Here is a 24,109-nt window from a genome sequence, read left to right as displayed (position 1 = left end):
TGTCCGCGGCGGCCGAGGAGGTCAGCCGGAACGTGGCGACGGTGGCGGCGGGCGCGGAGGAGATGGGGGCCTCGATCCGGGAGATCAGCCAGAACGCGAACGAGGCGGCGCGGGTGGCGGCGTCGGCGGTGAGCGAGGCGGAGGCGACCACGGCGACGATCACGAAGCTGGGGATCTCCTCCAAGGAGATCGGTGCGGTGGTGAAGACGATCACTTCCATCGCGGAGCAGACGAACCTGCTGGCGCTGAACGCCACGATCGAGGCGGCACGGGCCGGTGAGGCGGGCAAGGGGTTCGCGGTGGTCGCGAACGAGGTGAAGGAGCTGGCGCAGGAGACGGCGCGGGCGACGGAGGACATTGCGCGTCGGGTGGAGGCGATCCAGGGTGACACCGGGAAGGCGATCGAGGCCATCGGTGGGATCAGTGAGGTGATCGGGTCGATCAACGACTTCCAGCTGACCATCGCCTCTGCGGTGGAGGAGCAGACGGCGACGACGAACGAGATGTCCCGGTCGGTGCAGGAGGCGGCCGGCGGGTCGACGGAGATCGCCACGAACATCACCGGCGTCTCGGCGGCGGCCAGCTCCACCACCCAGGCGCTGGGGCAGACCCGGCAGGCCGTGGACGAGCTGTCCCGGATGGCCAGCGACCTGCGGGGGAGTGTGGCCCGCTTCACCTATTGAGCGAGCAGTTTGAACAATCCGTGACGGGGCACTGACCGTCCGGCTGCAACGCGCGGAGGTCACCCGCTCGCCGTCCCGCGAGCGGGTGACCTCCGCATGGCGTTGCGGCCCGGGCCCCCAGCACGATGGCCTGACCACTTCCTTGGAGGCGACGTGCCCTACTCCCTGGTCAGCGCTGCGACGCTCGGCTTCGACCTCGTCCGACTGCCCGCCGGTGGCCAGGTCGCCGACGTCCTGGTGACCGGCATCGGTGCCGACGCCGCCACCCTGCACCGGATCGCTGCCGCGCACCCCGCCGCCGGCCGCCCCGACGACGAACGCGCGGCCCTCGCCGTCCGCGCCCGCCGGGCCCACGAGCTCGCCGCCGGTGGCGTCCCCCAGCTGCGCGACCTGACCGACCCGGGTGGTGGCGAGGACCGGTCCGCCCGCCTCGTCGCCCTGCTCGAGCGGGGCACGATCGGCAACACCCCGGCCCTGGAGCGGCTGGTGCGCGACGACGTCCTCGGCCCGGAGCACCCCGTCGTGGCCGACCTCGACCCGGCCGTGGCCGCCCAGGCCGCCGACGTGCTGGCCGACGCCGCCACCGGCTGGTGGGCCTCGGACGCACTCGACGCCCCCACGCGGCAGGAGCTGACCGGCCCGTTCGCCACCGCGACCGCCTGGGAGCCCGGCCCGCGGCCCGACCTTGGCCCGGCTGCCCCCGGTGTCGCTGCGTTCTTCGCGGAGCTGCGCGACCTGGACGAGGCCGGCCGCCGGCGGTGGCGGCTGGCCGTCGACGCCGGGCGCGCGCAGCGCCGTCCCTGGGCCGCGGCGATGCACGGCGCCGCGTGGGCCGCGCACGTCTCCGGTCGCACCCGCACCCTCGCCGCTGTCCAGCTGATGACCGTCGGGGTCTTCGCCGAGGCCGGCTTCTCCCCGCGGGACGGCGCCGAGGGCGTCTGGAACGCGCTGGCCGGCTGCGTGCAGGGGCTGGCCATGGCCGACCTGCTCGACGAGGAGTCCCTCGCCGTGCTGGGTGGCCCGTGGACCACGGTGACCGGGCGGTCCCTCCCCCTCGCGGGGTGAATCCCGATCGATCCGTAGTACACGCCTGAATCCGCTCAAGGCCCGGCCCCCGATGCCGATACAGCTCTAGAGCGGCCCACCGGCCGGCACATCGGCTGCGGGGGAACGCGTGGAACAGATCAGGGTGATGGTCGTCGACGACTCCGTCGTCGTCCGCAAGATCGTGACGGACGTGCTGTCCGAGGACCCGATGATCACCGTCGTCGGCACAGCGCCGAACGGTCGGCTGGCCGTGGCGAAGCTCGAGCAGCTCAGGCCCGACCTGGTCACGATGGACATCGAGATGCCGGAGATGAACGGCATCGAGGCGGTGCGCGCCATCCGCAGTCGTGCGGGCGGCCAGACGTACAGCCGGGTGCCGATCATCATGTTCAGCACGCTGACCGAGCGCGGGGCCTCCGCGACCCTGGACGCGCTGTCCGCCGGCGCCAACGAGTACGTGACCAAGCCGGCCAACGTCGGCAGCGTCGCGCAGTCGATGGAGAGCGTGCGCCAGCAGCTCATCCCGAAGATCAAGGCCCTCACCGGCCGCCCGCAGACCAGTGGCCCCGCGGCCGCCGCGGTCGCGGCGCCGGTCGCCGTCCGCCCCCCGGTGGCGCGCACCCGCGCCCCCAAGGAGCCGGCGGTCCTGGTGATCGGCTCCTCCACCGGTGGCCCCGAGGCGCTGACCAAGGTGCTGCCGCTGCTGCCGGCCTCGCTGCCGGTGCCGGTGCTGCTGGTGCAGCACATGCCCCCCGTCTTCACCCGCCAGTTCGCCCAGCGGCTCGACCGGCTCTGCCCGCTCACCGTGGTCGAGGCCGGCGACGGCACTCCGCTGGCGCCCGGCACCGTGCACATCGCCCCCGGCGACTTCCACCTGACCGTGGGCACCAGCGGGGCCAGCAAGCGCACCGCGCTGAACCAGGCGCCGCCGGAGAACTTCTGCCGTCCGGCCGTCGACGTCCTCTTCCGGTCGGCCGTGGCCGCCTACGACGGCGCCGTGCTCGGCGTCGTGCTGACCGGCATGGGCTCCGACGGGCGCGTCGGCGCCGGCCAGATCCGGGACGCCGGCGGCACCGTCGTCGCCCAGGACCAGGCCACCTCCGTGGTCTGGGGCATGCCCGGTGCGGTCACCCAGGCCGGCTTCGCCGACGAGGTGCTGCCGCTGGGCCGGATCGCCGAGGCGATCGTCCGACTGCTCCCGACCCCCCGCCCGGCCGCCAGCTTCGCCGCTGCCCGGGCCGCTGCCCCGATGGGAGGCCGGCGATGACCCTCACCGCCACGAGCTTCGACTGGGTGCGCCAGCTGGTGCACCGCGAGAGCGCGATCGTCCTGCAGCCCGGCAAGGAGTACCTGGTCGAGGCCCGGCTGCTGCCGATGGCCCAGCAGCGCGGCCTGTCCGGGGTCAGCGAGCTCGTCGAGTCCGTCCGCAACCGGCCGGACCCGGCGACCACCCGGCGGATCGTCGAGGCGCTCACCACGAACGAGACGTCCTGGTTCCGCGACGGCGACCCGTTCACCTCGCTGACCAGCACGGTGCTGCCGCAGCTGCTGGCCGCGCGCCGGCCCGACGAGCGGCTGCAGATCTGGTCGGCGGCCTGCTCCAGCGGGCAGGAGGCGTACACGATCGCCATGCTGCTGGCCGACGCGATGCCCAACGCCGCCACCCGGGTGTCGATCACCGCGACCGACCTGTCCCAGAAGATGGTGGAGCGCACCCGCGCCGGCCGGTTCAGCCAGCTGGAGGTCAACCGGGGGCTGCCCGCCACCATGCTGGTGCGGCACTTCACCCGCAGCGGGAACGAGTGGGAGATCGCCCCGGCGCTGCGCCGGATGATCACCGCGACCGAGTGCAACCTGGCCGCTCCGCTGCCCCGGATGGGCCCCTTCGACGTGGTCTACCTGCGCAACGTCCTCATCTACTTCGACCTGCCCACCAAGCAGGCGATCCTCACCCGAGTCCGCCAGCTCATGCGCCCTGACGGGTGGCTGTTCCTCGGAGCTGCGGAGACCACGCTCGGGGTCGACGAGAACTGGGAGCGGGTCGTCCTCGGCCGCGGCTCCGCCTACCGCCCGCGAAAGGGAGCCTGACCGTGCGAGCTCTGGTGATCGACGATTCCCGCGCCATGCGGCGCATCGTCGGCAGCATCCTCAAGGACTTCGGATACGAGGTGCGTGAGGCCGGAGACGGCCAGCAGGCCCTTGACGCGCTGCGGCAGGGAAAGGCCGAGGGCTGGGTCCCCGACCTGTGCTGCATCGACTGGAACATGCCGGTGATGGACGGGCTGCAGTTCGTCATGGCCGTCCGCGCCAACCCCGACTTCCGCCAGGTGACGCTGATGATGGTCACCACGGAGAGCGAGACCGGCCAGATCGTCAAGGCGCTGGCCGCCGGTGCCCACGAGTACCTGATCAAGCCGTTCACCGCCGACGCGCTCCGCGACAAGCTGGCGCTGCTCGGCCTGCTCCCCGAGGAGGTGTCCGCGTGACCCTGCAGGAAGCCCAGCCGATCACCGCGCTGCTGGACCAGGAGACGGTGCAGAGCATCGCCGACGAGATCTGGCCGGCGCTGGTCGGTGACGGCGAGGCGTTCGTGCCCGTCCCGGTCGCACCGCCGGCCGAGGTCGTCAGCGCGTGGGTGACGATCAGCGGCCCGTGGGACGGCGCCGTCGTCCTCACCTGTGCGCCGGCCACCGCCGAGGCGCTCGCCGAGAGCGTCCTGATGACCCGGCCGCCCACGGTCGTGGACGACGAGGACGTCGCCGACGCGCTCGGCGAACTCGCCAACGTGCTCGGCGGCAACATCAAGTCCGTCCTGCCGGGGCCCTCGAGCCTCGGCCTCCCCCAGATCGGTTCCGCGCCCACCACCGGGCGGCTGGACGACGTCCGCCGTGTCAACGGTCAGTGGCGCGGACAGAGCCTGACCATCACCGTGCAGGGCGCCACCCCGGCGCTGCACCCGAGCGGAACTGAGGTGCCGCAGTGAAGATCCTGGTGACCGACGACAGCCGTGTCATGCGGCAGATCGTGATCCGCACCCTCCGACAGGCGGGCTACGACGACCACGACATCGTCGAGGCCGTCGACGGACGCGACGCGTTCGACAAGGTCGGTACGGAGAAGCCCGACCTGGTCCTCTCGGACTGGAACATGCCCGAGATGACCGGCATCGAGTGCCTGGAGGCGCTGCGCGCCTCCGGCTCGCAGGTGCCCTTCGGCTTCGTGACCTCGGAGGGCTCGCCGGAGATGCGCGAGAAGGCGGCCAACGCCGGCGCCCTCTTCCTCATCGCCAAGCCGTTCAACGAGGACACGTTCAAGGACGCACTGGACGGGGTGATCGCATGACTGCGCCCGCACCGGCGCTCCTGCCCAACCCCAAGCACGTCCGCGACCTGCTCGAGGGGCTGTTCGGCAAGGACGTCACCGTCGCCCCGGGCGACCCGGTGTCGCTCAACGACAAGCCGGCCGTCGCCGTCTACGTCGACCCGACGATGGCCACCACGGCCCTCTGCCTGGTCGACATCCGCCTCGCCGCCTGGCTGGCCGGGGCGCTGGCCCTGCTGCCCAAGGGCGGGCTCGAGGACGCCATCGACGAGGGCGAGCTCTCGGAGATGCACCTGGAGGTCGTCTACGAGGTGGTGAACGTGGCCGCCGCGCTCTTCAACGGCGGGGGCGTCAACCACTCGAAGCTGTACAAGCTGCACGCACCGGGGGAGTCGATCCCGGGGGACATCGCCGGCCTGGCTGCGGCGTTCAACCGGCTCGACCTCAAGGTCGACGTGGCCGGCTACGGCTCGGGCAACATGTCCATCGTGATGGCGCACTGAGCTCCACGTCCCACGAGCAGGACCCGAACGACCAGGGGAGCGGGACCGGTGCGCGAGCACCGGACCCGCTCCCCTGGTCGTCCGTCCGTGGTCAGCGACCGCGGGCGGCCGCCTCGCGCACCGCGTCGGTGATCGCCCGGATGCCCTCCGTCGTCCAGAGCAGGGAGTCGTGGTCGGTGCCGGGGACCTCGCGGGCGGTCACGTGGGTCTCGCCGAGCTGCATCGGCTCCAGCCGCACCTCGTCGTAGAGGCCGGGCACCTCGCCCTGCATGCCGCGGGTGGCCCAGAGCAGGGTCGCCGGCACCGGGAGGTCGGTGGTGGCCTCGAGCACCGCCTGGTTGCGGAGCATGTCTGCGCCGTCGACCCGGACCGCCTCGTGCACCACCGCGCTGCGCAGCTCCGGGGGCGTGCCGGTGAGGTCGCGGACGAAGAACGCGGACACCGGCGGGTCGTCCACCCAGCGGCCCACCGTCGGGTGCCCGGACCAGAAGTCCCGGACGGCGGGGAGGTCGGGGAACGTGCGGTCCAGCCGGTCCAGGGTCGGCCCGAGGAAGGCGCCCAGCATCGCGTCGGTGTCCGCGGCCGGCGGGACGGCGAAGGGGAGGCCGCCGTCGACCAGCACGAGCCCGTGCACCATGTCACGGGCCACCCCGGCGGTGGCCAGCGCGGCGACGAACCCGCCCATCGAGTGGCCGACGAGCACGGTCGCGTCCGCCCCGGCCTGGGCGTCGGCGCCGAACCGGTCGAGCAGCGCGGCGAGGTCCGCGGCGTGCACGGACAGGCCGTAGGGGCCGGGGAGCCCGGCGCTGCCGGCCCGTCCCCGCAGGTCGGGGGCGACCACCTCGCACTCACCGGCCAGGGCCGCCGCGACCGGGCCCCAGACCGCGGCGTTCCCGGTGATGCCGTGCACCAGCACCACCAGCGGGGCTCCCGGGGCGTCGGCCGCCCAGTACAGGGCGGCGAGGTCACCGCCCTCGACCGGGACGGTGATCTCCTCGGGGGAGCGGACGTCGGGAGGGGTGCTCACCCGAGCCACCCTGCCGTCCCGGCCCCGAGGTCGCACGTGGAACACCACCGGACCCCGACGCCGGGGCGCCCGGCTACTCGGGGGCGTGCCGGAGCAGGTAGCGGCCGAAGTGCGGGACGGTGAAGGCGATCTGGCCGCGCTCGGCGGAGTAGACCAGGCCCTTCTTGATCAGTGAGTCGCGGGCGGGGGAGAGGGAGGCGGGCTTGCGGCCGAGGGTGACCGCGACGTCGGAGGTGCCCACCGCGGCGCCGGTCGGCCCGCCGAGCTCGGCCATCGCGTGCATGTACTCCCGCTCGGCCGGGGTGGCCCGGTCGTAGCGGGAGCCGAAGAAGCCCACCGCGAGCTCGGCCTCGGCGGCCGGTGCGGCCATCGCCACGTCGTCGGCGGTGATCGGCGAGGCGGCGGCGACGTCCCAGGTGACCTTGCCGTAGGCCTGCACGAAGTAGGGGTAGCCGTCGGCGGCGGCGTAGAGGGCGTCCAGCGCGGCGGTGTCGAACTCGACGTCCTCCCGCTCGGCCGGCGCCAGCAGCGCCCGGTCGGCGGCGGACCGGTCCAGCCGGTCGATCCGCAGGTAGCGGAAGAGCCGTTCGGAGTAGCTCTTCGAGGCGCTCAGGACGGCGGGCAGGTGGGGGAGCCCGGCGCCGACGACGATCAGCGGCGAGCCCTGCTGGGAGAGCTCGTGGCAGGCGGCGCAGATCGCCGAGACGTCGTCGGTCTGCACGTCCTGCATCTCGTCGATGAACAGCGCGACGCCCTTGCCCACGTCGGCGGCGAGGCCGGCTACGTCGCTGAGCAGCTCGACCAGGTCGATCTCCATGTCGCCGGAGTCGGCACGGCCGGTGGTGGCCGGCACGTCGATGCCGGGCTGCCAGCGGTCGCGCACCTTCGCATCAGCAGGTGCCTGACGCTGGGCGAAGGCCTTGAGCGTGCCCAGGACGGCGTCGGTGGACTCCTGGTCGGGGTGGCGCAGCTCGCGCAGCGCCATGTGCAGCGCGGCCGACAGCGGCCGGCGCAGCGACTGGTCCGGGCGGGCCTCGATCTTCCCGGTGCCCCAGCCGCGGGTGATCGCCGCGGAGCGCAGCTGGTTGAGCAGCACGGTCTTGCCGACCCCGCGCAGCCCGGTGAGCACCAGTGAGCGCTCCGGCCGTCCGCGTGCGATCCGTTCCAGGACGACGTCGAAGGCCGACAGCTCGGTGTCCCGGCCGGCCAGCTCGGGCGGGCGCTGGCCGGCGCCGGGGGCGTACGGGTTCCGGACGGGGTCCATGTCGAGCACCCTATGCCGGTGTCTTGCTGTCGGGGTAGAGACCGTTAGACGACGGCATCGACCGCCGTCTCGACTCCCGTCTGACCGTCTCTAGCGACGAAGCTAGACAGGCCGATACGGCGTCAGACGGACCTCGAGGAGTCGCGGCGACGGCGATGACGCTACCACGGCGTTCGAACAGACGTTCGAACGAGCAGCTCCTCGTCAGGCTCCGGGCCCGCCGGCGTCGGCCGTCCGCCGACGACGCTGGGTGGCCACGCCGAGGACCACGAGGGCCACGGTGAGCGGGGCCAGGCTCGCCAGCAGTGGGACCCCGCCGCGCCCGGACGCGCCCACCGTCGCCCCGATCGACACGTGCAGCACGGTGCCCGGCACCAGGCCGAGTGCACTGCCGGCCAGGAAGTCGCGCCACCGCATGCCGGACAGTCCGGCGGCGTAGCTGACCACGGTGAACGGCACGATCGGCGTCAGCCGGCCGATCAGCACGGCGAGGAGCCCGCGCTCGGACAGTCGGGCGTCGGCCCGGGCCAGCCGCGGCCCGGCCAGCCGGGTGACCACCTCCCGGCCGAGCCGGCGGGCGAGCAGGAACCCGGCGGCGGCGCCGAGGACGCCGCTGGTCAGCGCCAGGGCGAGGCCGCCCCAGAACCCGGCGAGGACGCCGGCGAGCAGGGAGAGCGCGGTACGGGGCACCGGCGCGAGCGTGGCCAGCGCCAGACCGGCGACGAGGGCCGCCCAGCCGAGGAGGCCGATGTCGGCGAGCCAGTCGCGCAGGGTGGCGACGTCGGGGAGGTCGGCCATGAGCGCGACGGCGCCACCGGCCACGATCAGGGCGACCAGCAGCAGGGCGCGGCACAGTGTCCGGGCGGGCAGCCGGCGCAGCCGGGCGACCGGCCGACGGGACGGTGGCGCCGCGGCTGGGTCCTGCGGCGGCGCGCTCACCGGCCCAGTCTCCCAGCGCAGCGCCCCGCCGGGGGGCGACTTCCGGCGGGGCGCGCGATGACCAGTCCGGGCGGGCGCCTCGCGGCGACCGGACCGGCACCCAGGACAACGAGCGGCGGGCTCGGTTGTTCCCCACCGGATAGTGTGACATGCAGCTCTGTCGGGCCATCTACCGACGTCTAGCGGCGACGCGAGAATCGGTTAGACGGGGGGAGTCCCGCCGATCGTGATCAGTGCGCGTTACCGTGCCGCCGTGGCCACGATCGGCAAGTTCGCCGTCCGCGTCGTCGTGCTGGCGGCGATCATCTTCGCCGTGACCCGGCTCGTCGAGGGGATCGAGGTGATCGGCAACCCGACCGGCTTCTTCGGCGAGACCGGCACCTACCTCTGGGTCGCGCTGCTGTTCGCGCTGGTCAACTCCATCATCGGGCCGATCGTCCGGCTGCTGGCGCTGCCGTTCGTGATCCTCACCCTCGGCCTGTTCCTGCTGGTGATCAACGCGGCGATGCTCGGCCTCACCGCAGCGCTGTCCGACCGGTTCACCGTCGACGGCTTCCTGGCCGCTCTGTTCGGCGGGTTCCTCATCGCCCTCTTCAGCTGGATCGCCGAGCTGGTGCTGCCGTTGAAGGTGCGCGGCCACTAGCGTCGGTGAGCATGGCTCGTCTGGGTTCGGAGTCGGAACGGTCCACACGCATCCCGACCGGTCCGGGGGGTGACCGCGCCCACGTCCCCCCGGGTGACGGGACCGGTGACGCGCCCGTCGACGGCCTCGTCGACAGTCCCGGCGACATGGCCTCGCTGGAGGCAGCGCAGGAGGAGAAGCGCCGGCTGCTGGACCGGGCGGCCACGGCGGCACGCGGGCTGCTGACCGGCCAGGGCGCCCTCCCGGCCGGCGTCCAGTCGGCCGACACCCCGGTCCTGCTGCACCGCTTCTACGCCGGTGAGCCGGCCGCCGAGGTCGTCGGCCACGACCCCGCCGACCTGGCCGCCCTCGCGCTGGGGCACCTCCGGCTGGCGGCCTCCCGCCGCCCGGGCACCCCGGTCGTCGACGTCCACCGCACCGACGGCGGACGGGCCGTGCTCCGCGTCGTCGTCGACGACATGCCCTTCCTCGTCGACTCGGTGACCGCCGAGGTGACCCGGCAGGGCATCGCCCCCGACCACGTCGTGCACCCGGTCGTGGTCGTCCGGCGGGACACCGACGGCGGGCTGGTCGCCTTCTGCGACAGCGCCGACGCCGCCACCTGCGGTGCCGACGCGATCGCCGAGTCCTGGATGTCCGTCGTCCTCTCCGGGCAGGTCGACGAGGAGGCCGCCACCGACCTGCTGGCCGGCATCCGTACGGTGCTCGACGACGTCCGCCGCGCGCACACGGACGCCGCCGCGCTGGCCGAGCGGGCCGAGGAGATCGCCGACGTCCTGGACCGACTGCCCGCCCCCGAGGACGCCGGCCACCCCGCCGACGACCCGGCCGAGGCCGCGGCGCTGCTCCGCTGGCTGGCCCGGGGCAACTTCCTCTTCCTCGGCGCCCGCGCCGTCGAGCTGGTCGGGGACTCCGCCGAGCCGGCGGTCGACGTGGTCGCCGGCTCCGAGCTCGGCATGCTGCGCAGCTCCCCGGACCGCGCCACCTCGGTGGCGCCGGCCGCGCTGGCCGCGCCGGGTGCGAGGACCGCCCGCCGGGTCCGGATCACCAAGGGCGACGCCCGCTCCACGGTCCAGCGCCCGGCCTGGCTGGACCTCGTCGTCGTCGACCTGCCCAGCGACTCGCCGGGCAGCCGCGGCCGCCTCCACCTGCTGGTGGGCCTGTTCCCGAACGAGGCGTACACCAGCAGCGTCCGGGACGTGCCGCTGGTCCGGCGGACCGCCGCCGCCGTCCTGGCGCGCTCGGGGGTGCCCGCCGACAGCCACTCGGGCAAGCAGCTGCTCGACGTCCTGGAGACCTACCCGCGCGACGAGCTGCTGCAGGTCGACGTGGACGAACTGCTGCCGGTGGCGCTGGCCGTGCTGCACCTGCGCGAGCGCCGGCAGACCCGGTTGTTCCTGCGCCGCGACCCGTTCGGCCGGTTCTTCTCCGCCCTCGTCTACCTCCCCCGCGACCGGTACACGACGCAGGTCCGGCTGACCATGCAGCGGTTGCTGCTGGAGCACCTGGGCGGCACCCACGTGGAGTTCACGGTCAGGTCCAGCGAGTCGGTGCTCACCCGCCTGCACTTCGTCGTCCGGGTGCCGGTGAGCCGGCGGGGTGGCCCGTCGCTGCCCGACGTCGACGTCCCGGCGCTGGAGGAGGCGCTGGCAGCGGCCGCCCGCAGCTGGACCGACGACTTGGCCGACGCCCTGGTCGCCCGGCACGGGAGCGACGCACCCCGGCTGCTGGCCCGGGTCGCCGACGCCTTCCCCGCGGCCTACCAGGAGGACTTCCCGGCGGAGGTCGCCGTGGAGGACCTCGCGCGGCTGGACCGGCTGGCCCCCGGTGGGCTGGACCTGCGGCTGCGGGCGCCGGTCGGCCCGGAGGGCGAGCGCCGGCTGACCGTGTACCGGGTGGGGGAGCGGCTGCTGCTGTCCGACGTGCTGCCGGTGCTGCAGCACATGGGCGTGGACGTGCTCGACGAGCGGCCCTACGAGGTCGACCGGATCGGCGCCCCGCTGGCCTGGGTGTACGACTTCGGCCTGGCGTCGCCGACCGTCGAGGTGCCCTTCGCCGGCACGCTGCCCGAGCGCTTCACCGACACGATCACCGCCGTCTGGGCCGGCCGCGCGGAGGACGACGCCCTGAACTCCCTGGTGCTGCTGGCCGGGCTGACCTGGCGGCAGGTGGCCGTGCTGCGTGCCTACGTGCAGTGGCTGCGCCAGGGTGGGCTGCCCTTCGGCCAGTCCTACGTGCAGGAGACCCTCGCCGCGCACCCGGGGATCGTGGCCCGGCTGGTCGCGCTGTTCGAGACCCGGTTCCACCCCGACCGCTCGGCGGGCCGCGAGGCGCGCACCACCGCCCTGGTCGAGTCGCTGACCACGGCGATCGGCGAGGTGGCCTCGCTGGACGCCGACCGGGTGCTGTCCTCGCTGCTGGCCGCCGTCCGGGCGACCCTGCGGACGACGGCGTACACGGCCGGCGTCTTCACCGAGGGCGCCCCGCTGGCGCTCAAGCTGGACCCCTCCGCCGTCCCGGACCTGCCCGAGCCCCGCCCGGCGCGGGAGGTGTGGGTCAGCTCGCCGCAGGTGCTCGGGGTGCATCTGCGCTTCGGTGCGGTGGCCCGCGGCGGGCTGCGCTGGAGCGACCGGCGGGAGGACCTGCGCACCGAGGTGCTCGGCCTGGTCAAGGCGCAGACGGTGAAGAACACCGTGATCGTGCCGACCGGGGCCAAGGGCGGCTTCGTGGTGCTGCGGGGACCGGGGGAGGGCGCGTCCCGCGACGAGGTGCTCGCCGAGGGCAAGGCCTGCTACACCCAGTTCATCGGCGCGCTGCTGGCCCTCACCGACAACCTGGTCGACGGGGCCGTCGTCCCGCCGCAGCGGGTCGTCCGGCACGACGGCGACGACACCTACCTGGTGGTCGCCGCCGACAAGGGGACGGCGACCTTCTCCGACCTGGCCAACTCGGTGGCGATCGAGCGCGGGTTCTGGCTGGGCGACGCGTTCGCCTCCGGTGGCTCGGTCGGCTACGACCACAAGGCGATGGGCATCACCGCCCGCGGCGCCTGGGAGTCGGTCACCCGGCACTTCCGCGAGCTCGGCGTCGACGTGCAGGCCCAGGAGGTGACCGTCGTCGGCATCGGCGACATGTCCGGCGACGTGTTCGGCAACGGCATGCTGCTGTCCGAGCAGCTGCGGCTGGTGGCCGCCTTCGACCACCGGCACGTCTTCGTCGACCCGACCCCGGACGCCGCCGTCTCCTTCGCCGAGCGCCGGCGGCTGTTCGAGCTGCCGCGTTCCTCCTGGGCCGACTACGACCGCTCGCTGATCAGCGCCGGCGGCGGGGTGTGGCCCCGGACGGCGAAGTCGGTGCCGGTGTCCGCGCCGATGCGCGCGGCGCTGGGCCTGGCCGACGACGTGGAGGCCCTGAGCCCGCCCGAGCTGGTGCGCGCGGTGCTGCTGGCCCCGGTCGACCTGTTGTTCAACGGCGGGATCGGCACCTACGTGAAGGCCGCCGGGGAGAGCGCGCTGGACGTGGGGGACAAGGCCAACGACGCGGTGCGGGTCGACGGCGGCCAGCTGCGGGTCCGGGTGGTCGGGGAGGGCGGCAACCTGGGCCTGACCCAGCGGGGGCGGATCGAGTACGCGCTGGCCGGGGGGCGGGTGAACACCGACGCGATCGACAACTCCGCGGGCGTCGACACCTCCGACCACGAGGTCAACATCAAGATCGCGCTGAACCGGGTGGTGGACGACGGCCGGCTGGACTCCGACGGCCGGGCCCGGCTGCTGGAGGAGATGTCCGACGAGGTCGCCGCGGCCGTGCTCGGGGACAACTACGCGCAGAACGCGGCGCTGGCCACCGAGTGCGCCGCGTCCCGCGGGCTGCTCGACGCCCACCAGCGGTACCTGCGTGCCCTGGAGCGCTCCGGCCGGCTCGACCGGGCGGTGGAGCACCTGCCCGACGACCGGGCGATCGCCGAGCGTCGCCGCGACGGTCAGGCCCTGACCGGCCCCGAGCTGTCCGTGCTGCTGGCCTACGCCAAGATCGAGGCCGGCGACGCGGTGCTGGCCTCTGGCCTGCCCGACGACCCGGCGCTGGCCGAGCTGCTGGAGGAGTACTTCCCGACCGCACTGCGCGCCCGGTTCCCCGCCGCCCTGGCCAGTCACCCGCTGCGCCGGGAGATCGTGGCCACGGTGCTGAGCAACCGGGCGGTGAACACCGCCGGGGTCACCGGGTTGTTCCGGCTGGGTGAGGAGACCGGTGCCCCGGTCGCCGCGGTGGTGCGGGCGCACACCGTCGCCCGGGCGGTGTTCGACGTCGACCGGCTCTGGGACGCCCCCCGGGACCTGGACAACCGGGTGCCGGCCGCCACCCAGGTGCACCTGCGCACCGAGGCCACCCGGCTGGCCGAGCGGACCACCCGCTGGCTGTTGCGGATCCCCGAGCTCACCGCGGAGCCGGCCGCCACGCTGGCCCCGGTGATCGAGCGGTTCGCCGGGCAGGTCGCCGAGGTGCGCGCCGGCCTGCCCGGCTGGCTGCTGGGCGCCGACGCCGAGGCCTACGCCGAGCGGGCCGCGGAGCTGCGGGCCGCCGGCGTCTCGCCGGAGCTGGCCGCCGAGGTCGCCGCGGCGCCGCTGCTGCCGACGGCGCTGGACCTGGCGGTGGTGGCCGAGGGCACCGGTGCGCCCATCGCGCTGGCCGCGCAGGTGTCGCAGTGCCTGGCTGAGCGGCTGGGCCTGGTGCCGCTGCGGGAGCTGGTCATCGAGCTGCCCCGGGACCGGCGCTGGCCGTCGATGGCCCGGGCGAGCCTCCGGGACGACCTGGCCACCGAGCAGGCGACGCTGACCGCCGACGTGCTCGGCCTGCGGAGCTCCGACGGCGAGGAGGCGGCCGAGCTGGTCGAGCGGTGGGTCGACGCCTGGGACGTCGCCCAGCAGCGGGCCGCGGCGCAGCTGGCCGACCTGGCCTCCGGTGACCGCCACGAGCTGGCCGAGCTGCTGGTCGCCGTCCGCACGCTGCGCGGGCTGCGCAGCCGCCGCTGAGGCCCCGCCTGCTCGCGACACGCCGAGGAGAGTGAGTGGAGCACTGATCGGTGGGGCACAACCGGCCCGTGAAGACCGTTGTGATCGCCGCCCTCGGCGGACTGCTGACCCTCGCCGGCATCGCGCTGCTGGTGCTGCCCGGCCCGGGGTTCGTGCTCGTCGCCGCCGGGCTGGCGGTGCTGGCCACCCGCTTCGCCTGGGCGAAGAAGCCGCTGGACTACGCCCAGGACAAGGCCGTGGCGGGCGTCGAGGAGGTCGGCCGCAGCCCCTGGCGGGCCGCCGGCGCCGTCCTCGCCGCCCTCGCCCTGGTCGCCGTCGGGGCGCTGGTGCTCGCCGGGGTGGAACTGCCGTTCACCAATGCCTTCACCGCCCTCGTCCTGGTGATCTCCGGGCTGTTCCTCGTGGGCACGGTGGTCTTCGCCCGCCGGCACGAGAAGGTCATGGTGGCCCGGGCGCACCGCCCGGCCGGGGTGGCAGGCGCCGACGGCGCCTACCGCGTCGCCCCGTCCACCCAGGACTGACCTCCGGCAGCGTCTCGCCCGGGGGTGAGGCGCTCCAGCGTCAGGCCGCCCGGCTCGACCCGGCCGGGGTCAGAGCTCCGGACGACGCCGGCCGAAGCCGGTGGCCTGCTCGAACGCGTGCCCGACCTCCAGCACCCGACGGTCGGCCCGGGGTGCACCGATGACCTGCAGGCCCACCGGCAGCCCGTCGGATGTGAACCCGCCGGGCACCGACAGTGCGGGGCACCCGGTCGCCGAGATCAGCGTGCAGGAGCGCATCCAGCCCAGGTAGTCGTCCTGGGGGACGCCGGCGACCTCGGTCGGGTACTCCTGCTCGACCGGGAACGGCAGCACCTGCGTGGTCGGCGCCAGCAGCACGTCGTAGCGCTCGAAGAACGCCACGACCCGCTCGAAGAGCGCCGTGTGCGCCACCTCCGCGCGGCCGACGTCGGCGCCGGTCAGTGCGGCCCCGCGGGCGGCGTTCCAGCGGATCGTCTCCTTCACCTGGTCCGGGTGCTCGCGCACCAGGTCACCGAAGCTCGCCTCGAACAACCAGGCGCGCAGCACGCCGAACGCCTCGTCGGCGCCGGCCAGGTCGGGACAGTCCTCCTCGACGGTGGCGCCCAGGTCGCGGAACACCCCGAGCTGCTCCATCAGCACGGCGGTGATCGCCGGGTCGACCGGCACCTGACCGCCCAGGTCGGGGGCCCAGGCCACGCGCAGGCCGGTCAGCTCGGTCGGCAGCGGAGCGGCGAACGGGGCGCCGGGGTCGCTCAGCGAGATCGGCACCCGCGGGTCCGGGCCGGCCAGTGCCGACAGCCCCAGGGCGACGTCGGCGACGGTGCGGCCCATCGGCCCCTGCACCGACAGCTGCGACCAGCCGATCGCGGCGGGGTGGGTGGGCACCCGGCCGGGCGTGGGGCGCAGGCCGACGACGTTGCAGAACGCCGCCGGGTTCCGCAGCGAGCCGCCCATGTCGCTGCCCTCGGCGATCGGCACCAGGCCGGCGGCCAGCGCTGCGGCCGCACCGCCGGAGGAGCCGCCGGCGGTCAGCCCGTGCCGGTAGGGGTTGTGCGTGGCCCCGAAGAGGGTGTTGAAGGTGTGCGAGCCGGCCGCGAACTCCGGCACGTTCGTCTTGCCGACCCGGATCGCCCCGGCAGCCCGCAACCGGGCGACCACCAGCTCGTCGCGGGCCGGGACCGTCTCGGCGTGCAGTGGCGAGCCCCAGGTGGTGCGCATGCCGCCGGTGGCGTGGGTGTCCTTGTGCGCGACCGGCAGCCCGTGCAGCGGGCCGACCGGTCCACCCGCGGCGAGTCGGGCGTCGGCGGCGTCGGCCGCGGCTCGCGCGCCCTCGGCGTCCAGGGTGACGATCGCGTTGAGCTCCGGGTTCAGCCGCTCGATCCGGTCGAGGTGGGCGTCCATCAGCTCCCGGGCGGAGACCTCCCGGTCGCGCACCAGCGCGGCCAGCTCGGTCGCGGGACGGGTGCACAGGTCGTCGAGGTCACTCATCCCAGCGACCGTACTGGGTGTCTCAGCGCTGAGGAACCTCGGTCAGCGGGTCACGGCAGCCGCCGGGACGACGAGGGTGAGATCGGTGCCGCCGTCGTGTTCCACGTGCAACCCCGCGCGGCGCAGCAGCGCCCGCAGCCGGACGACGGAGTCCGGCTCGGCCGTGGTGGTCGCCAGCAGCCGCGCCAGTCGGCCCTTGTGCGCCTTGTTGAAGTGGCTGACCACCGCACGGGTGCCGTCGGGGCGCTCGCTGAGCACCTGCACGGTGACCGCGTCCGGGACGGGGGCCAGCTCGGCGTAGGCCCCGGAACGCAGGTCGACCACCAGGTCGTCGACGCCGGCCAGCACGTCGGTGAGCACGGGCTTCCACAGCGACCGCAGCGTCGGCAGCCCGGGCAGGGAGCTGCCCGCGGACAGCCGGTAGGCGGGGACGGCGTCGTCGGCGCGCAGCAGGCCGAACAGCGCCGACCCGACCGCCAGTCGCCCGGCGGCCCGGCGGCGCTGCGCGCGGGTGAGCGACCGGACGTCCAGGGCGTCGTAGAGGACGCCGGTGTAGCGCTCGATCGCCGGCATGGTCGGGCTGGACCGCAGCGCGGCGTTGCGGGCGATCTCGCCGTCCTGGGCGGGGGAGAGGCCGAGCGCGGCCCGGGCAGCGGGGACGTCGGCAGCGAGGCCCACCACCGCCGCCACCAACTGCTCCCGGAGGGGGTTCAGCTCCGGGGTGCCGAGGGCACTCAGGTCCAGCGGGGCGCCGCCCCCACCCGGGTGCTTGGTCTCCGACGGTGGCAGCAGGACGAGCACGAGGACGAACGGTAGGTGACCGCGCCCGCCGTGTTCGTGGGCGGTCCCAGGGTGCGTGATCTACCGTTCGGCGACCGCTGCGTTCGCAGTGCAGGTCGGTGGGCCGGTGAGGACAGGGGGTGACGGCAGGTGCTCGTGCTCGACAGTGCTGCCGTCTCCACCCGTGGGCCCCGCCCGGACAACCAGGACTCCGCGGTCGCCGGCCCCCAGCTGATCGCCATCGCCGACGGGGTGGGCGGCAACGTCGGCGGCGCGGTCGCCTCCTCGCTGGTGGTCAACTGGCTGGCCCCGCTGGCCACCGGCAGCACCGGCGAGGGCGCCGACGACCCGGTGCGGATCGTGGCGAGCGCGAACGAGCGGATCCGAGCGGCCTACACCGAGCGTCCCCGGCTGCGGACGATGGCGACCACGATGACGGCGCTGCACGTCGACGCCCAGGGGCTGGCGCTGCTGCACATCGGCGACTCCCGCGGCTACCTGCTGCAGGACGGCGAGCTGCAGCAGGTCAGCACCGACCACACGCTGGTCCAGGCGCTGATCGACGCCGGCTCGCTCACCCCCGCAGAGGCGAAGGTGCACCCGCAGCGCTCGGCGGTCTACGCCGCACTGCACGGCGCGGACGACGACGTCGCCGCGGTCGACGTGCTTCGGCTGGACGCCCGCCCCGGTGACCGGGTGATGGTCTGCTCCGACGGGCTGTCCGACGTCGTCCCGCCGGCCGTGCTGTGCGACCTGCTGGCCGCCGACGGCACGCCCGCCCAGGCCGCCGCGCGGCTGCGGGACGCCGCGCTGGCCGGGCCGCCCACCGACAACATCACCGTCGTCGTCGCCGACGTCCTGGAGGCCGGGCCCGACGGCGGGCCGGTCCGGGTGTGCACGTTCGGCGCCGCCACCGAGCTCCGTGAGGAGACCGCCGAGGCGCTGGAGGCCGTCTGGCCCGGCCCGGTGCCGGTCGGCCTGGTCCAGCACCGCCCCCGCTGAGCGGGGTCCTCCCTCAGGTCCAGTAGAGCAACTGGGCGGCGGGGAGCCGGTCGGCGATCGCGCCGGTGAACCAGCTGCGCAGCTCGCCCATGGTGTCGCGCGGGTAGACGTGCTTCACGGCCCCGTACTTCCCGCGCTTGGTGGTCCGCACGGCCTCGTCCATCTCCAGCTTCGTCCGCGGGTACCAGTCGGTCAGCGTCGCCTTGCTGCCCGGCGTGAACCGGTGGGTGATGCACTCGACGGTGAGGTCGGTGCCGGGAGGGAGCGCCGCGGCGACGTCGTCCAGCAGCTGGCCGTACTCCTCGCGCCAGCCATCGGTGGGCATGATCGGCGCGATGGTCAGCCCGACCGGGTAGCCGGCGGCGGCTACCGCGCCCAGGGCGGCGATGCGACCGGCGACGGGCGAGGTCGCACCCTCGAAGCGGCGGGCCACCGAGGCGGCGTTCACGGAGAAGCGCAGCCGGGTCCGGCCGCCGTGCGGCAGGTCGAGCAGGCCGGCGACGTCGTCGAACTTGGTGGTCGCCCGCAGCTGGACCGGCCCGGCCCAGGAACGGGTGCCGAAGTGCTCGATCGCGGTGGCCAGGCCACCGGTCAGGTGCTCGATGGCCAGCGGGTCGGTGTAGCAGGACGCCTCGAACGTCGTCCCCTCCGCGCCGCGCGCCGCCGTGCCGGAGGTGACCGCCCCGCGGCCGACGTAGGTGTCCAGCCCGGCCAGCAGCTCGTCGAGGTCGGCGAACACCCGGGTGATCGGCGGGCCGGACAGCGAACCGGCGAGGTAGCAGTACTGGCAGTGCGCCGGGCAGCCCTCGGCCAGGTCCATCCGCCAGTCGGCCGACGGCGGGATCGGCTGCAGGCGGCGCTTGGACGGCGGGGGGACGACCACGGCCATCGTCTGCTTGGCGGCCATGAACGCCGCCCGGTCACCGTCGCCGCGCAGGTTGGGCAGCCGGTCGCCGGGCAGCAGTTCGATGTCGGACACCCCGGCCGCCTCGAGCCGGGCGAGGACGCGCTGCCCGTGCGGGCGCTCCGCGGCCGACCGGGTGACGAGGACGCGGGACGGCGTCCACAGGCGGGTGGGGGCGGGGGCGACGAGCGCGGTGATCATCACCTGGTGCAACGACCGCCGGCGCATCGCCCTTCCTGCTCAGACGGCGTGTCGCTCGGCAGCACCCTCGCCGGGCAGTCGGCTCACGACCGTCGTCTCACGGCCGCACGTCGACGTCCTGGGCCGCCGGGCGCTGGTCCCGGTCGGACGGCACGACGGCCGTCTCCGCGGTGTCGTCGTCGCCGAGTCGCTGGTCGTCGTCGACCCGCTCGTCGTCGTCGCCGAGCTGCTCGTCGTCGCGAGGGTCCGCGTCGTGCACGATGCCGGTGCGCGCAGTGTCCGTGTCCGTGTCGGTATCGGTGTCGCGCTCGATCCGGTACTCGTGGCTCCCGGACTTCGCCAGGCCGCGGGCGACCAGGTAGCCGATCGTCAGGAACGCGATGTAGCGGAGGGCGGACTCGGCCCCGAAGGGGTCGTCGCCCCCACGGCCGTCGGCGTCGACGGCGAGCGCGGTGATGACGACGCCGAGCACGGCGGCCGCGTACGCGATGAACTCGGTCGTCCTCAGCGCGGACTTGGTCTCGGTGCTCGGGCGGAGGTGGACCGCCTCGGCAGACGGGCCCCTGGTGTCGTTGCGGTCCCCGTTGCGATTCGCCCTCTGGCTGTTCGCTGCCTTGGCGCGCTTCTTCCGGCGCTGGTTGCGGGACATGGGTGGTGCTCCGATCCGTTGTGGCGCTGTTGCTCGTGGCACGCGACCGGGGCCGGTCGAGCCGGCGGATCAGCGGTCCGCGGCTGCCGCAGCTCGTCCGTTCCCCGCAGGGGTCAGTTCCCGTGCTCGTCGTAGAAGTCGCGACTGCCCGACTTGGCCAGCCCGCGGGCCACCATGTAGCCGATGGTCAGGAAGGTGATGTAGCGGATGGCCTCGGAGGCGCCGAAGGGGTCCCCGCCGCCGTCTTCGCCGTTCCCGACGACGAAGGCGGTGATCACCACGGCCGCCACTGCGGCGACGTAGGCGTACAGCTCGGTGGTCTTCGTCGACGCCTTCGTCTCGGTGCTGAGACGACGGTCGCGGATGGTGCGCTGGGCGGTGTTCGCCACGGAGTTCTCCTGGAGGTGTGTCGAGTGGGCACGGGCAGAGCGCACGCGGTCGCAGCCATGGCAGGAGGCGCGCCGACATGGGGCTCGTGGGGATGGCTGGAGAGCGGGTGGTGACGTGCTCGTCGCTCGCCGGTCCGGCAACGCACGGATGCAGGAGTCCGCACTGCTGGAACTCTCCCGGCGCCATTCCTACGGCACCTGCGGTCCACCCGCCACTTGAGAGCGGCGGAACAGGTGGGTTGGCACATACCCGGGGGGGTATGTACGCTGCAGTGCGTGGACATCCCCCAGGGCGAGCTCGCCGACGTCGTGAAGCGCCTCAACCGCATCCAGGGCCAGATCGGCGGCATCGTCCGGATGATCGAGGACGGCCGCGACTGCGCTGCGGTGGTCACCCAGTTGGCGGCCGCGTCCAAAGCGTTGAACAAGGCGAGCTTCGCCGTCGTCAGCACGGGGATGCGGTACTGCTCGATCAACTCCGCGGAGGAGACCCGCGAGGTCGACCTCCGTGAGCTCGAGCGCTTGCTGCTCTCGCTCGCCTGATGTCCACGACGCCCGAGGGAGAGGCCCATGGCGCCCATCCAGGTCGCCGGGGCCCGGGAGGGCGAGTCGGCCGTGTGAGCGACCGGAGCGCCGATGCCCTCATCTGATCGTCACATACCCCTACCCGGTACGGTACAAGGAGAGCACCATGCAGATCGACATCATCGAGACGACCAGTCTCGGGGACCGCAGCTACGTGATCAGCGACGCCGGGGTGGGCGTGGTCGTCGACCCTCAGCGAGACATCGACCGTGTTCAGGCCTTGGTCGCCGACCGGGGCGTCGCCATCAGTCACGTGCTCGAGACCCACGTGCACAACGACTACGTCACCGGCGGGCTCGAGCTGGCCCGGGTGACCGGCGCGGCTTATGTCGTCCCTGCCGGGGACAGCGTGTCCTACGAGCGGGTCCCGGCGTCTGATGGCGACGTGCTGGTCGCCGGGCCGATGCGGCTGCGAGTGCTGCACACGCCCGGGCACACGCACCACCACGTCTCCTACGTGCTCGCCGACACGGAGGGCGCCGTGCAAGCGGTCTTCACCGGCGGCTCGATGCTCTACGGCGCGACCGGCCGCACCGACCTGGTGGGCGCCGAGCACACCGACACGCTCACCCACGCCCAGTTCCACTCGGTGCGGCGCCTGGCCGACGAGCTCCCGGCCGGCACTGCGGTTTTCCCCAGTCACGGCTTCGGCAGCTTCTGCGCCGCGACCCCGACCAGCGGGACGTCCTCCACCGTCGGCGAGCAGCGCAGGGTCAACCCCGCGCTCACCCAGGACGAGCAGGCATTCGTCGACCAGCTCATCGCCGGTCTCGGCGCCTACCCGGCCTACTACGCCCACATGGGCCCGACCAACGCGGCCGGCCCCGATCCGGTCGACCTGTCCTCCCCGCGAGCGGTCGATCCGGAGGAGCTGGCCACCCGCCTGGCGGCGGGTGAGTGGGTGGTCGACCTGCGGGCTCGCACCGCCTTCGCCGCCGGCCACCTGCCTGGGGCGTTGAACTTCGAGCTGAGCACCAACTTCGTGACCTACCTGGGCTGGCTCTACGACTGGGGCGCCCCCCTGACGCTCATCGGGGAGTCCGAGCAGCAGGTCGCCGATGCCCGCCGCGAGCTGGTCCGCATCGGCATCGACCGCCTGGCCGGTGCCGCTGTCGGAAGCCCGGAGGCGCTGGCTGCGGGCCGGGAGCTGGGTTCCCACCCGGTGACGGACTTCGCCGGTCTGGCCGCTCAGCTCGGCGAGCACGAGGACACCGTCGTCCTGGACGCCCGCCGCGACGACGAGCGCGCCGCCGGCGGCGTGCGGGGTTCCATCCACATCCCGATCCACGAGCTGCCCGGGCGGATCGACGAGGTCCCGGCCGGGGAGGTCTGGGTCTACTGCGGCTCGGGCTACCGCGCCTCGATCGCCGCATCGATCCTGGCTCGCGCCGGCCGTCGTCCCGTGCTGGTCAACGGCGGCTACGGCGACCCCGACACCGGTTCCGCCGCTGTCGGGCTGCACACCACGTCGGTCCCGGCCTGAGGAGCGAGCTCCGATGTGTCGAGCAGTTGCCTGTCGGACCTGCGGTCTGACCACCTGGGCCGGCTGCGGCCAGCACGTCGACCGGGTCCTCGCCGGCGTCCCGTCCGCGGAACGCTGCCCCGGCCACGCGCCCACAGCCACGGCCACCACTGCCGGCCGGCTCCGCCGGCTGCTGCGCCGCTCCTGAACCCCGGTCGCCACCGGTGCCCCCGCTCGGTGGCGACCGGCCCCTCCTCGAGAAGAAGACACCACCAGATGACCAGCCCTCTCCGCATCGCTCCCGACGCCGTGGCCGCCCAGCTCGACGACCCGGTCGCCCCCACCCTCCTGGACGTCCGCACACCGGCTGAGTACGAGACCGCGCACGTGCCCGGCTCGATCAACGTCCCCCTGCCCCTGGTCCACGAGCACGTCGAGACCCTCGCTGCCGCCCTGGACGGCCCGGTCGTGCTGATCTGCCAGGCCGGCAACCGCGCCCGCACCGCGCACGACGCGCTGGCCGCCGCCGGTGCCGAACAGCTCTCGGTCCTGGACGGCGGCATGAACGCCCACACCGCCGCCGGGCATCCGGTCCGCCGCGGCCGCCGGCGGTGGGCACTGGAGCGCCAGGTCCGCCTGGTCGTCGGCGGCATCGTCGCCGGGAGCGTCCTGGCCTCCATCCGCTTCCCCAAGGCCCGCTTCCTGGCCGGGGGCATCGGCGCGGGTCTGACCCTGGCTGCGGTGACCGACAGCTGCGCCATGGGTGCAGCCCTCTCGGCCCTGCCCTACAACCGGGCTGATCAGCCGGTCCGCCTGGACGACGTCCTGGACGTGCTGCGGCCAGCCACCACCGGACCCGCCCGCGCCACGGCGAACGCCACCGCGAACTCGTGATCGCCGCAGCGATCGGTCTCGGCCTGGTCATCGGCGCCCTCGTCGGGCTCCTCGGCGGCGGCGGGTCGATCCTGGCCGTGCCCGCCCTGGTCTACGTCGTCGGGCAGCCGCTCCCCCAGGCCGTGGCCACATCGCTGCTGGTCGTCGGCATCACCGCCGTCGTCGCCCTCCTGCCCAGACTGCGCGCCCGCCAGATCGCCTGGCGGATCGCCCTGCTCTTCGGCGCAGCCGGAGCGGCGACGGCCTTCGCCGGGGCCGCGGTCAACCGACTGTTGCCCGGCGACGTCGTGCTCGCGATCTTCGCGCTGCTGATGATCGCGGCCGGCCTCCGCATGCTGCAGGACAGGCCCGCCACCGGAGCCGCCTGCGCCACTGGCCACGGCGCCGTCAACTGGCGCCGCTGCCTGCCCCGGACCATCGCCGGGGGACTCGTCGTCGGTTTCCTCACCGGGATGCTCGGCGTCGGCGGCGGGTTCCTGATCATCCCCGTGCTGGTCGTCGCACTCGGCCTCCCGATGACCACAGCCATCGGCACCTCGCTCGTCATCGTGGCCGTCAACTCCGCCGCCGGATTCGCCGCCCACGCCGGCGACGCCCCCATCGACGTGCCCATCACCGCCGGCTTCACCGCAGCGGCAGTCGTCGCCGCTCTCGTGGCGGGGCGCCTGGGCGCGCACCTGGACACCGGCCGGCTCAAGCGCTGGTTCGCCTGGCTCGTGTTCGCCGTCGCCGCCCTGGTGCTCGGACAGGTCGGCATCAGCGCCGCATCGGCCTGAC

At 74.1% G+C, this 24,109-nt stretch carries 24 protein-coding genes; 16 read left to right on the top strand and 8 right to left on the bottom strand.

Features of this window, described 5'->3' with window-relative positions; translation table 11 throughout:
• The 8 genes from G5C62_RS07205 to G5C62_RS07170 all read left to right on the top strand — a co-directional run.
• Positions 1-683: methyl-accepting chemotaxis protein (locus tag G5C62_RS07205; RefSeq protein WP_241175759.1), on the top strand; the 683-nt coding region annotated here is incomplete at its 5' end.
• Between the two features lie 153 nt (positions 684-836).
• On the top strand, positions 837-1,748 hold the full coding sequence (locus tag G5C62_RS07200; protein WP_164700475.1) for a hypothetical protein: 912 nt from the start codon (positions 837-839) through the stop codon (positions 1,746-1,748).
• Positions 1,749-1,857: 109 nt separating this feature from the next.
• On the top strand, positions 1,858-2,997 hold the full coding sequence (locus G5C62_RS07195) for a chemotaxis response regulator protein-glutamate methylesterase (RefSeq protein ID WP_164700474.1): 1,140 nt from the start codon (positions 1,858-1,860) through the stop codon (positions 2,995-2,997).
• On the top strand, positions 2,994-3,818 hold the full coding sequence (locus G5C62_RS07190; protein ID WP_036336033.1) for a protein-glutamate O-methyltransferase CheR: 825 nt from the start codon (positions 2,994-2,996) through the stop codon (positions 3,816-3,818). The genes G5C62_RS07195 and G5C62_RS07190 overlap by 4 nt, the downstream gene beginning before the upstream one ends.
• A 2-nt stretch (positions 3,819-3,820) precedes the next feature.
• Positions 3,821-4,216 carry a response regulator gene (locus G5C62_RS07185; protein WP_164700473.1) on the top strand — a complete coding sequence of 132 codons (396 nt, stop codon included), beginning with the start codon at positions 3,821-3,823 and terminating at the stop codon, positions 4,214-4,216.
• Positions 4,213-4,713, top strand: coding sequence for a chemotaxis protein CheX (locus G5C62_RS07180; protein WP_164700472.1), 501 nt, complete (start codon positions 4,213-4,215; stop codon positions 4,711-4,713). Before G5C62_RS07185 ends, G5C62_RS07180 begins: the two co-directional genes overlap by 4 nt.
• Positions 4,710-5,072, top strand: coding sequence for a response regulator (locus G5C62_RS07175; RefSeq protein WP_036336039.1), 363 nt, complete (start codon positions 4,710-4,712; stop codon positions 5,070-5,072). Before G5C62_RS07180 ends, G5C62_RS07175 begins: the two co-directional genes overlap by 4 nt.
• On the top strand, positions 5,069-5,554 hold the full coding sequence (locus tag G5C62_RS07170) for a hypothetical protein (protein WP_036336041.1): 486 nt from the start codon (positions 5,069-5,071) through the stop codon (positions 5,552-5,554). The genes G5C62_RS07175 and G5C62_RS07170 overlap by 4 nt, the downstream gene beginning before the upstream one ends.
• A 91-nt stretch (positions 5,555-5,645) precedes the next feature.
• On the opposite strand, the gene G5C62_RS07165 is transcribed toward G5C62_RS07170, so the two are convergent.
• The 3 genes from G5C62_RS07165 to G5C62_RS07155 form a co-directional block, all read right to left on the bottom strand.
• Positions 5,646-6,581, bottom strand: coding sequence for an alpha/beta fold hydrolase (locus G5C62_RS07165; protein ID WP_036336043.1), 936 nt, complete (start codon positions 6,579-6,581; stop codon positions 5,646-5,648).
• 73 nt (positions 6,582-6,654) lie between these two features.
• The gene (locus G5C62_RS07160) at positions 6,655-7,845 is read right to left on the bottom strand and encodes an ATP-binding protein (RefSeq protein ID WP_164700471.1); all 1,191 of its coding nucleotides are present in this window, start codon (positions 7,843-7,845) and stop codon (positions 6,655-6,657) included.
• Between the two features lie 204 nt (positions 7,846-8,049).
• Entirely contained in the window at positions 8,050-8,784 is a 735-nt protein-coding gene (locus G5C62_RS07155) for a TVP38/TMEM64 family protein (protein WP_241175758.1), read from the bottom strand.
• Between the two features lie 253 nt (positions 8,785-9,037).
• Between G5C62_RS07155 and G5C62_RS07150 the strand changes: the two genes are divergently transcribed.
• From G5C62_RS07150 to G5C62_RS07140, 3 genes are all read left to right on the top strand, one after another.
• Complete coding sequence (locus G5C62_RS07150; RefSeq protein WP_231558187.1) at positions 9,038-9,427, top strand: phage holin family protein; 390 nt, start codon at positions 9,038-9,040, stop codon at positions 9,425-9,427.
• Positions 9,428-9,573: 146 nt separating this feature from the next.
• Positions 9,574-14,457, top strand: coding sequence for an NAD-glutamate dehydrogenase (locus G5C62_RS07145; protein WP_164700470.1), 4,884 nt, complete (start codon positions 9,574-9,576; stop codon positions 14,455-14,457).
• 68 nt (positions 14,458-14,525) lie between these two features.
• Entirely contained in the window at positions 14,526-14,978 is a 453-nt protein-coding gene (locus G5C62_RS07140) for a PGPGW domain-containing protein (protein ID WP_164700469.1), read from the top strand.
• A gap of 69 nt (positions 14,979-15,047) precedes the next feature.
• Here the strand turns inward: G5C62_RS07140 and G5C62_RS07135 are convergent, their stop codons facing one another.
• Both G5C62_RS07135 and yaaA read right to left on the bottom strand, forming a co-directional pair.
• Positions 15,048-16,466, bottom strand: coding sequence for an amidase (locus G5C62_RS07135; protein WP_164700468.1), 1,419 nt, complete (start codon positions 16,464-16,466; stop codon positions 15,048-15,050).
• Positions 16,467-16,508: 42 nt separating this feature from the next.
• Positions 16,509-17,267: a peroxide stress protein YaaA gene (gene yaaA, locus G5C62_RS07130; protein ID WP_164700467.1), complete on the bottom strand. Its 759-nt coding sequence runs from the start codon at positions 17,265-17,267 to the stop codon at positions 16,509-16,511.
• A 129-nt stretch (positions 17,268-17,396) separates the two neighbouring features.
• Here yaaA and G5C62_RS07125 point away from each other — a divergent pair, with 129 nt between their 5' ends.
• Positions 17,397-18,248: a PP2C family serine/threonine-protein phosphatase gene (locus G5C62_RS07125; protein ID WP_052091170.1), complete on the top strand. Its 852-nt coding sequence runs from the start codon at positions 17,397-17,399 to the stop codon at positions 18,246-18,248.
• Positions 18,249-18,261: 13 nt separating this feature from the next.
• Here G5C62_RS07125 and G5C62_RS07120 read toward each other — a convergent pair whose 3' ends face one another.
• The 3 genes from G5C62_RS07120 to G5C62_RS07110 form a co-directional block, all read right to left on the bottom strand.
• Complete coding sequence (locus tag G5C62_RS07120) at positions 18,262-19,380, bottom strand: spore photoproduct lyase family protein (RefSeq protein ID WP_241175757.1); 1,119 nt, start codon at positions 19,378-19,380, stop codon at positions 18,262-18,264.
• Positions 19,381-19,450: 70 nt separating this feature from the next.
• Positions 19,451-20,002: a hypothetical protein gene (locus tag G5C62_RS07115; RefSeq protein WP_164700466.1), complete on the bottom strand. Its 552-nt coding sequence runs from the start codon at positions 20,000-20,002 to the stop codon at positions 19,451-19,453.
• Positions 20,003-20,115: 113 nt separating this feature from the next.
• A complete protein-coding gene (locus G5C62_RS07110; RefSeq protein ID WP_164700465.1) occupies positions 20,116-20,391 on the bottom strand; it encodes a hypothetical protein in 276 nt (91 codons plus the stop codon).
• A gap of 276 nt (positions 20,392-20,667) precedes the next feature.
• On the opposite strand from G5C62_RS07110, the gene G5C62_RS07105 reads away from it, so the two are divergent.
• The 4 genes from G5C62_RS07105 to G5C62_RS07090 all read left to right on the top strand — a co-directional run bounded on the left by G5C62_RS07105 (position 20,668) and on the right by G5C62_RS07090 (position 24,108).
• Positions 20,668-20,934, top strand: coding sequence for a metal-sensitive transcriptional regulator (locus G5C62_RS07105; protein ID WP_164700464.1), 267 nt, complete (start codon positions 20,668-20,670; stop codon positions 20,932-20,934).
• 148 nt (positions 20,935-21,082) lie between these two features.
• The gene (locus G5C62_RS07100; protein WP_164700463.1) at positions 21,083-22,459 is read left to right on the top strand and encodes a rhodanese-like domain-containing protein; all 1,377 of its coding nucleotides are present in this window, start codon (positions 21,083-21,085) and stop codon (positions 22,457-22,459) included.
• 255 nt (positions 22,460-22,714) lie between these two features.
• The gene (locus tag G5C62_RS07095) at positions 22,715-23,332 is read left to right on the top strand and encodes a rhodanese-like domain-containing protein (RefSeq protein ID WP_164700462.1); all 618 of its coding nucleotides are present in this window, start codon (positions 22,715-22,717) and stop codon (positions 23,330-23,332) included.
• Positions 23,329-24,108 (top strand): sulfite exporter TauE/SafE family protein, encoded by a 780-nt coding sequence (locus G5C62_RS07090; RefSeq protein WP_241175756.1) that lies wholly within the window; start codon positions 23,329-23,331, stop codon positions 24,106-24,108. Before G5C62_RS07095 ends, G5C62_RS07090 begins: the two co-directional genes overlap by 4 nt.
• Position 24,109: the final 1 nt, after the last annotated feature.

Source organism: Modestobacter sp. KNN46-3, assembly GCF_011039295.1.
Note: the sequence above shows the minus strand (reverse complement) of the source record. Positions and strands in the feature narration are given on the sequence as shown.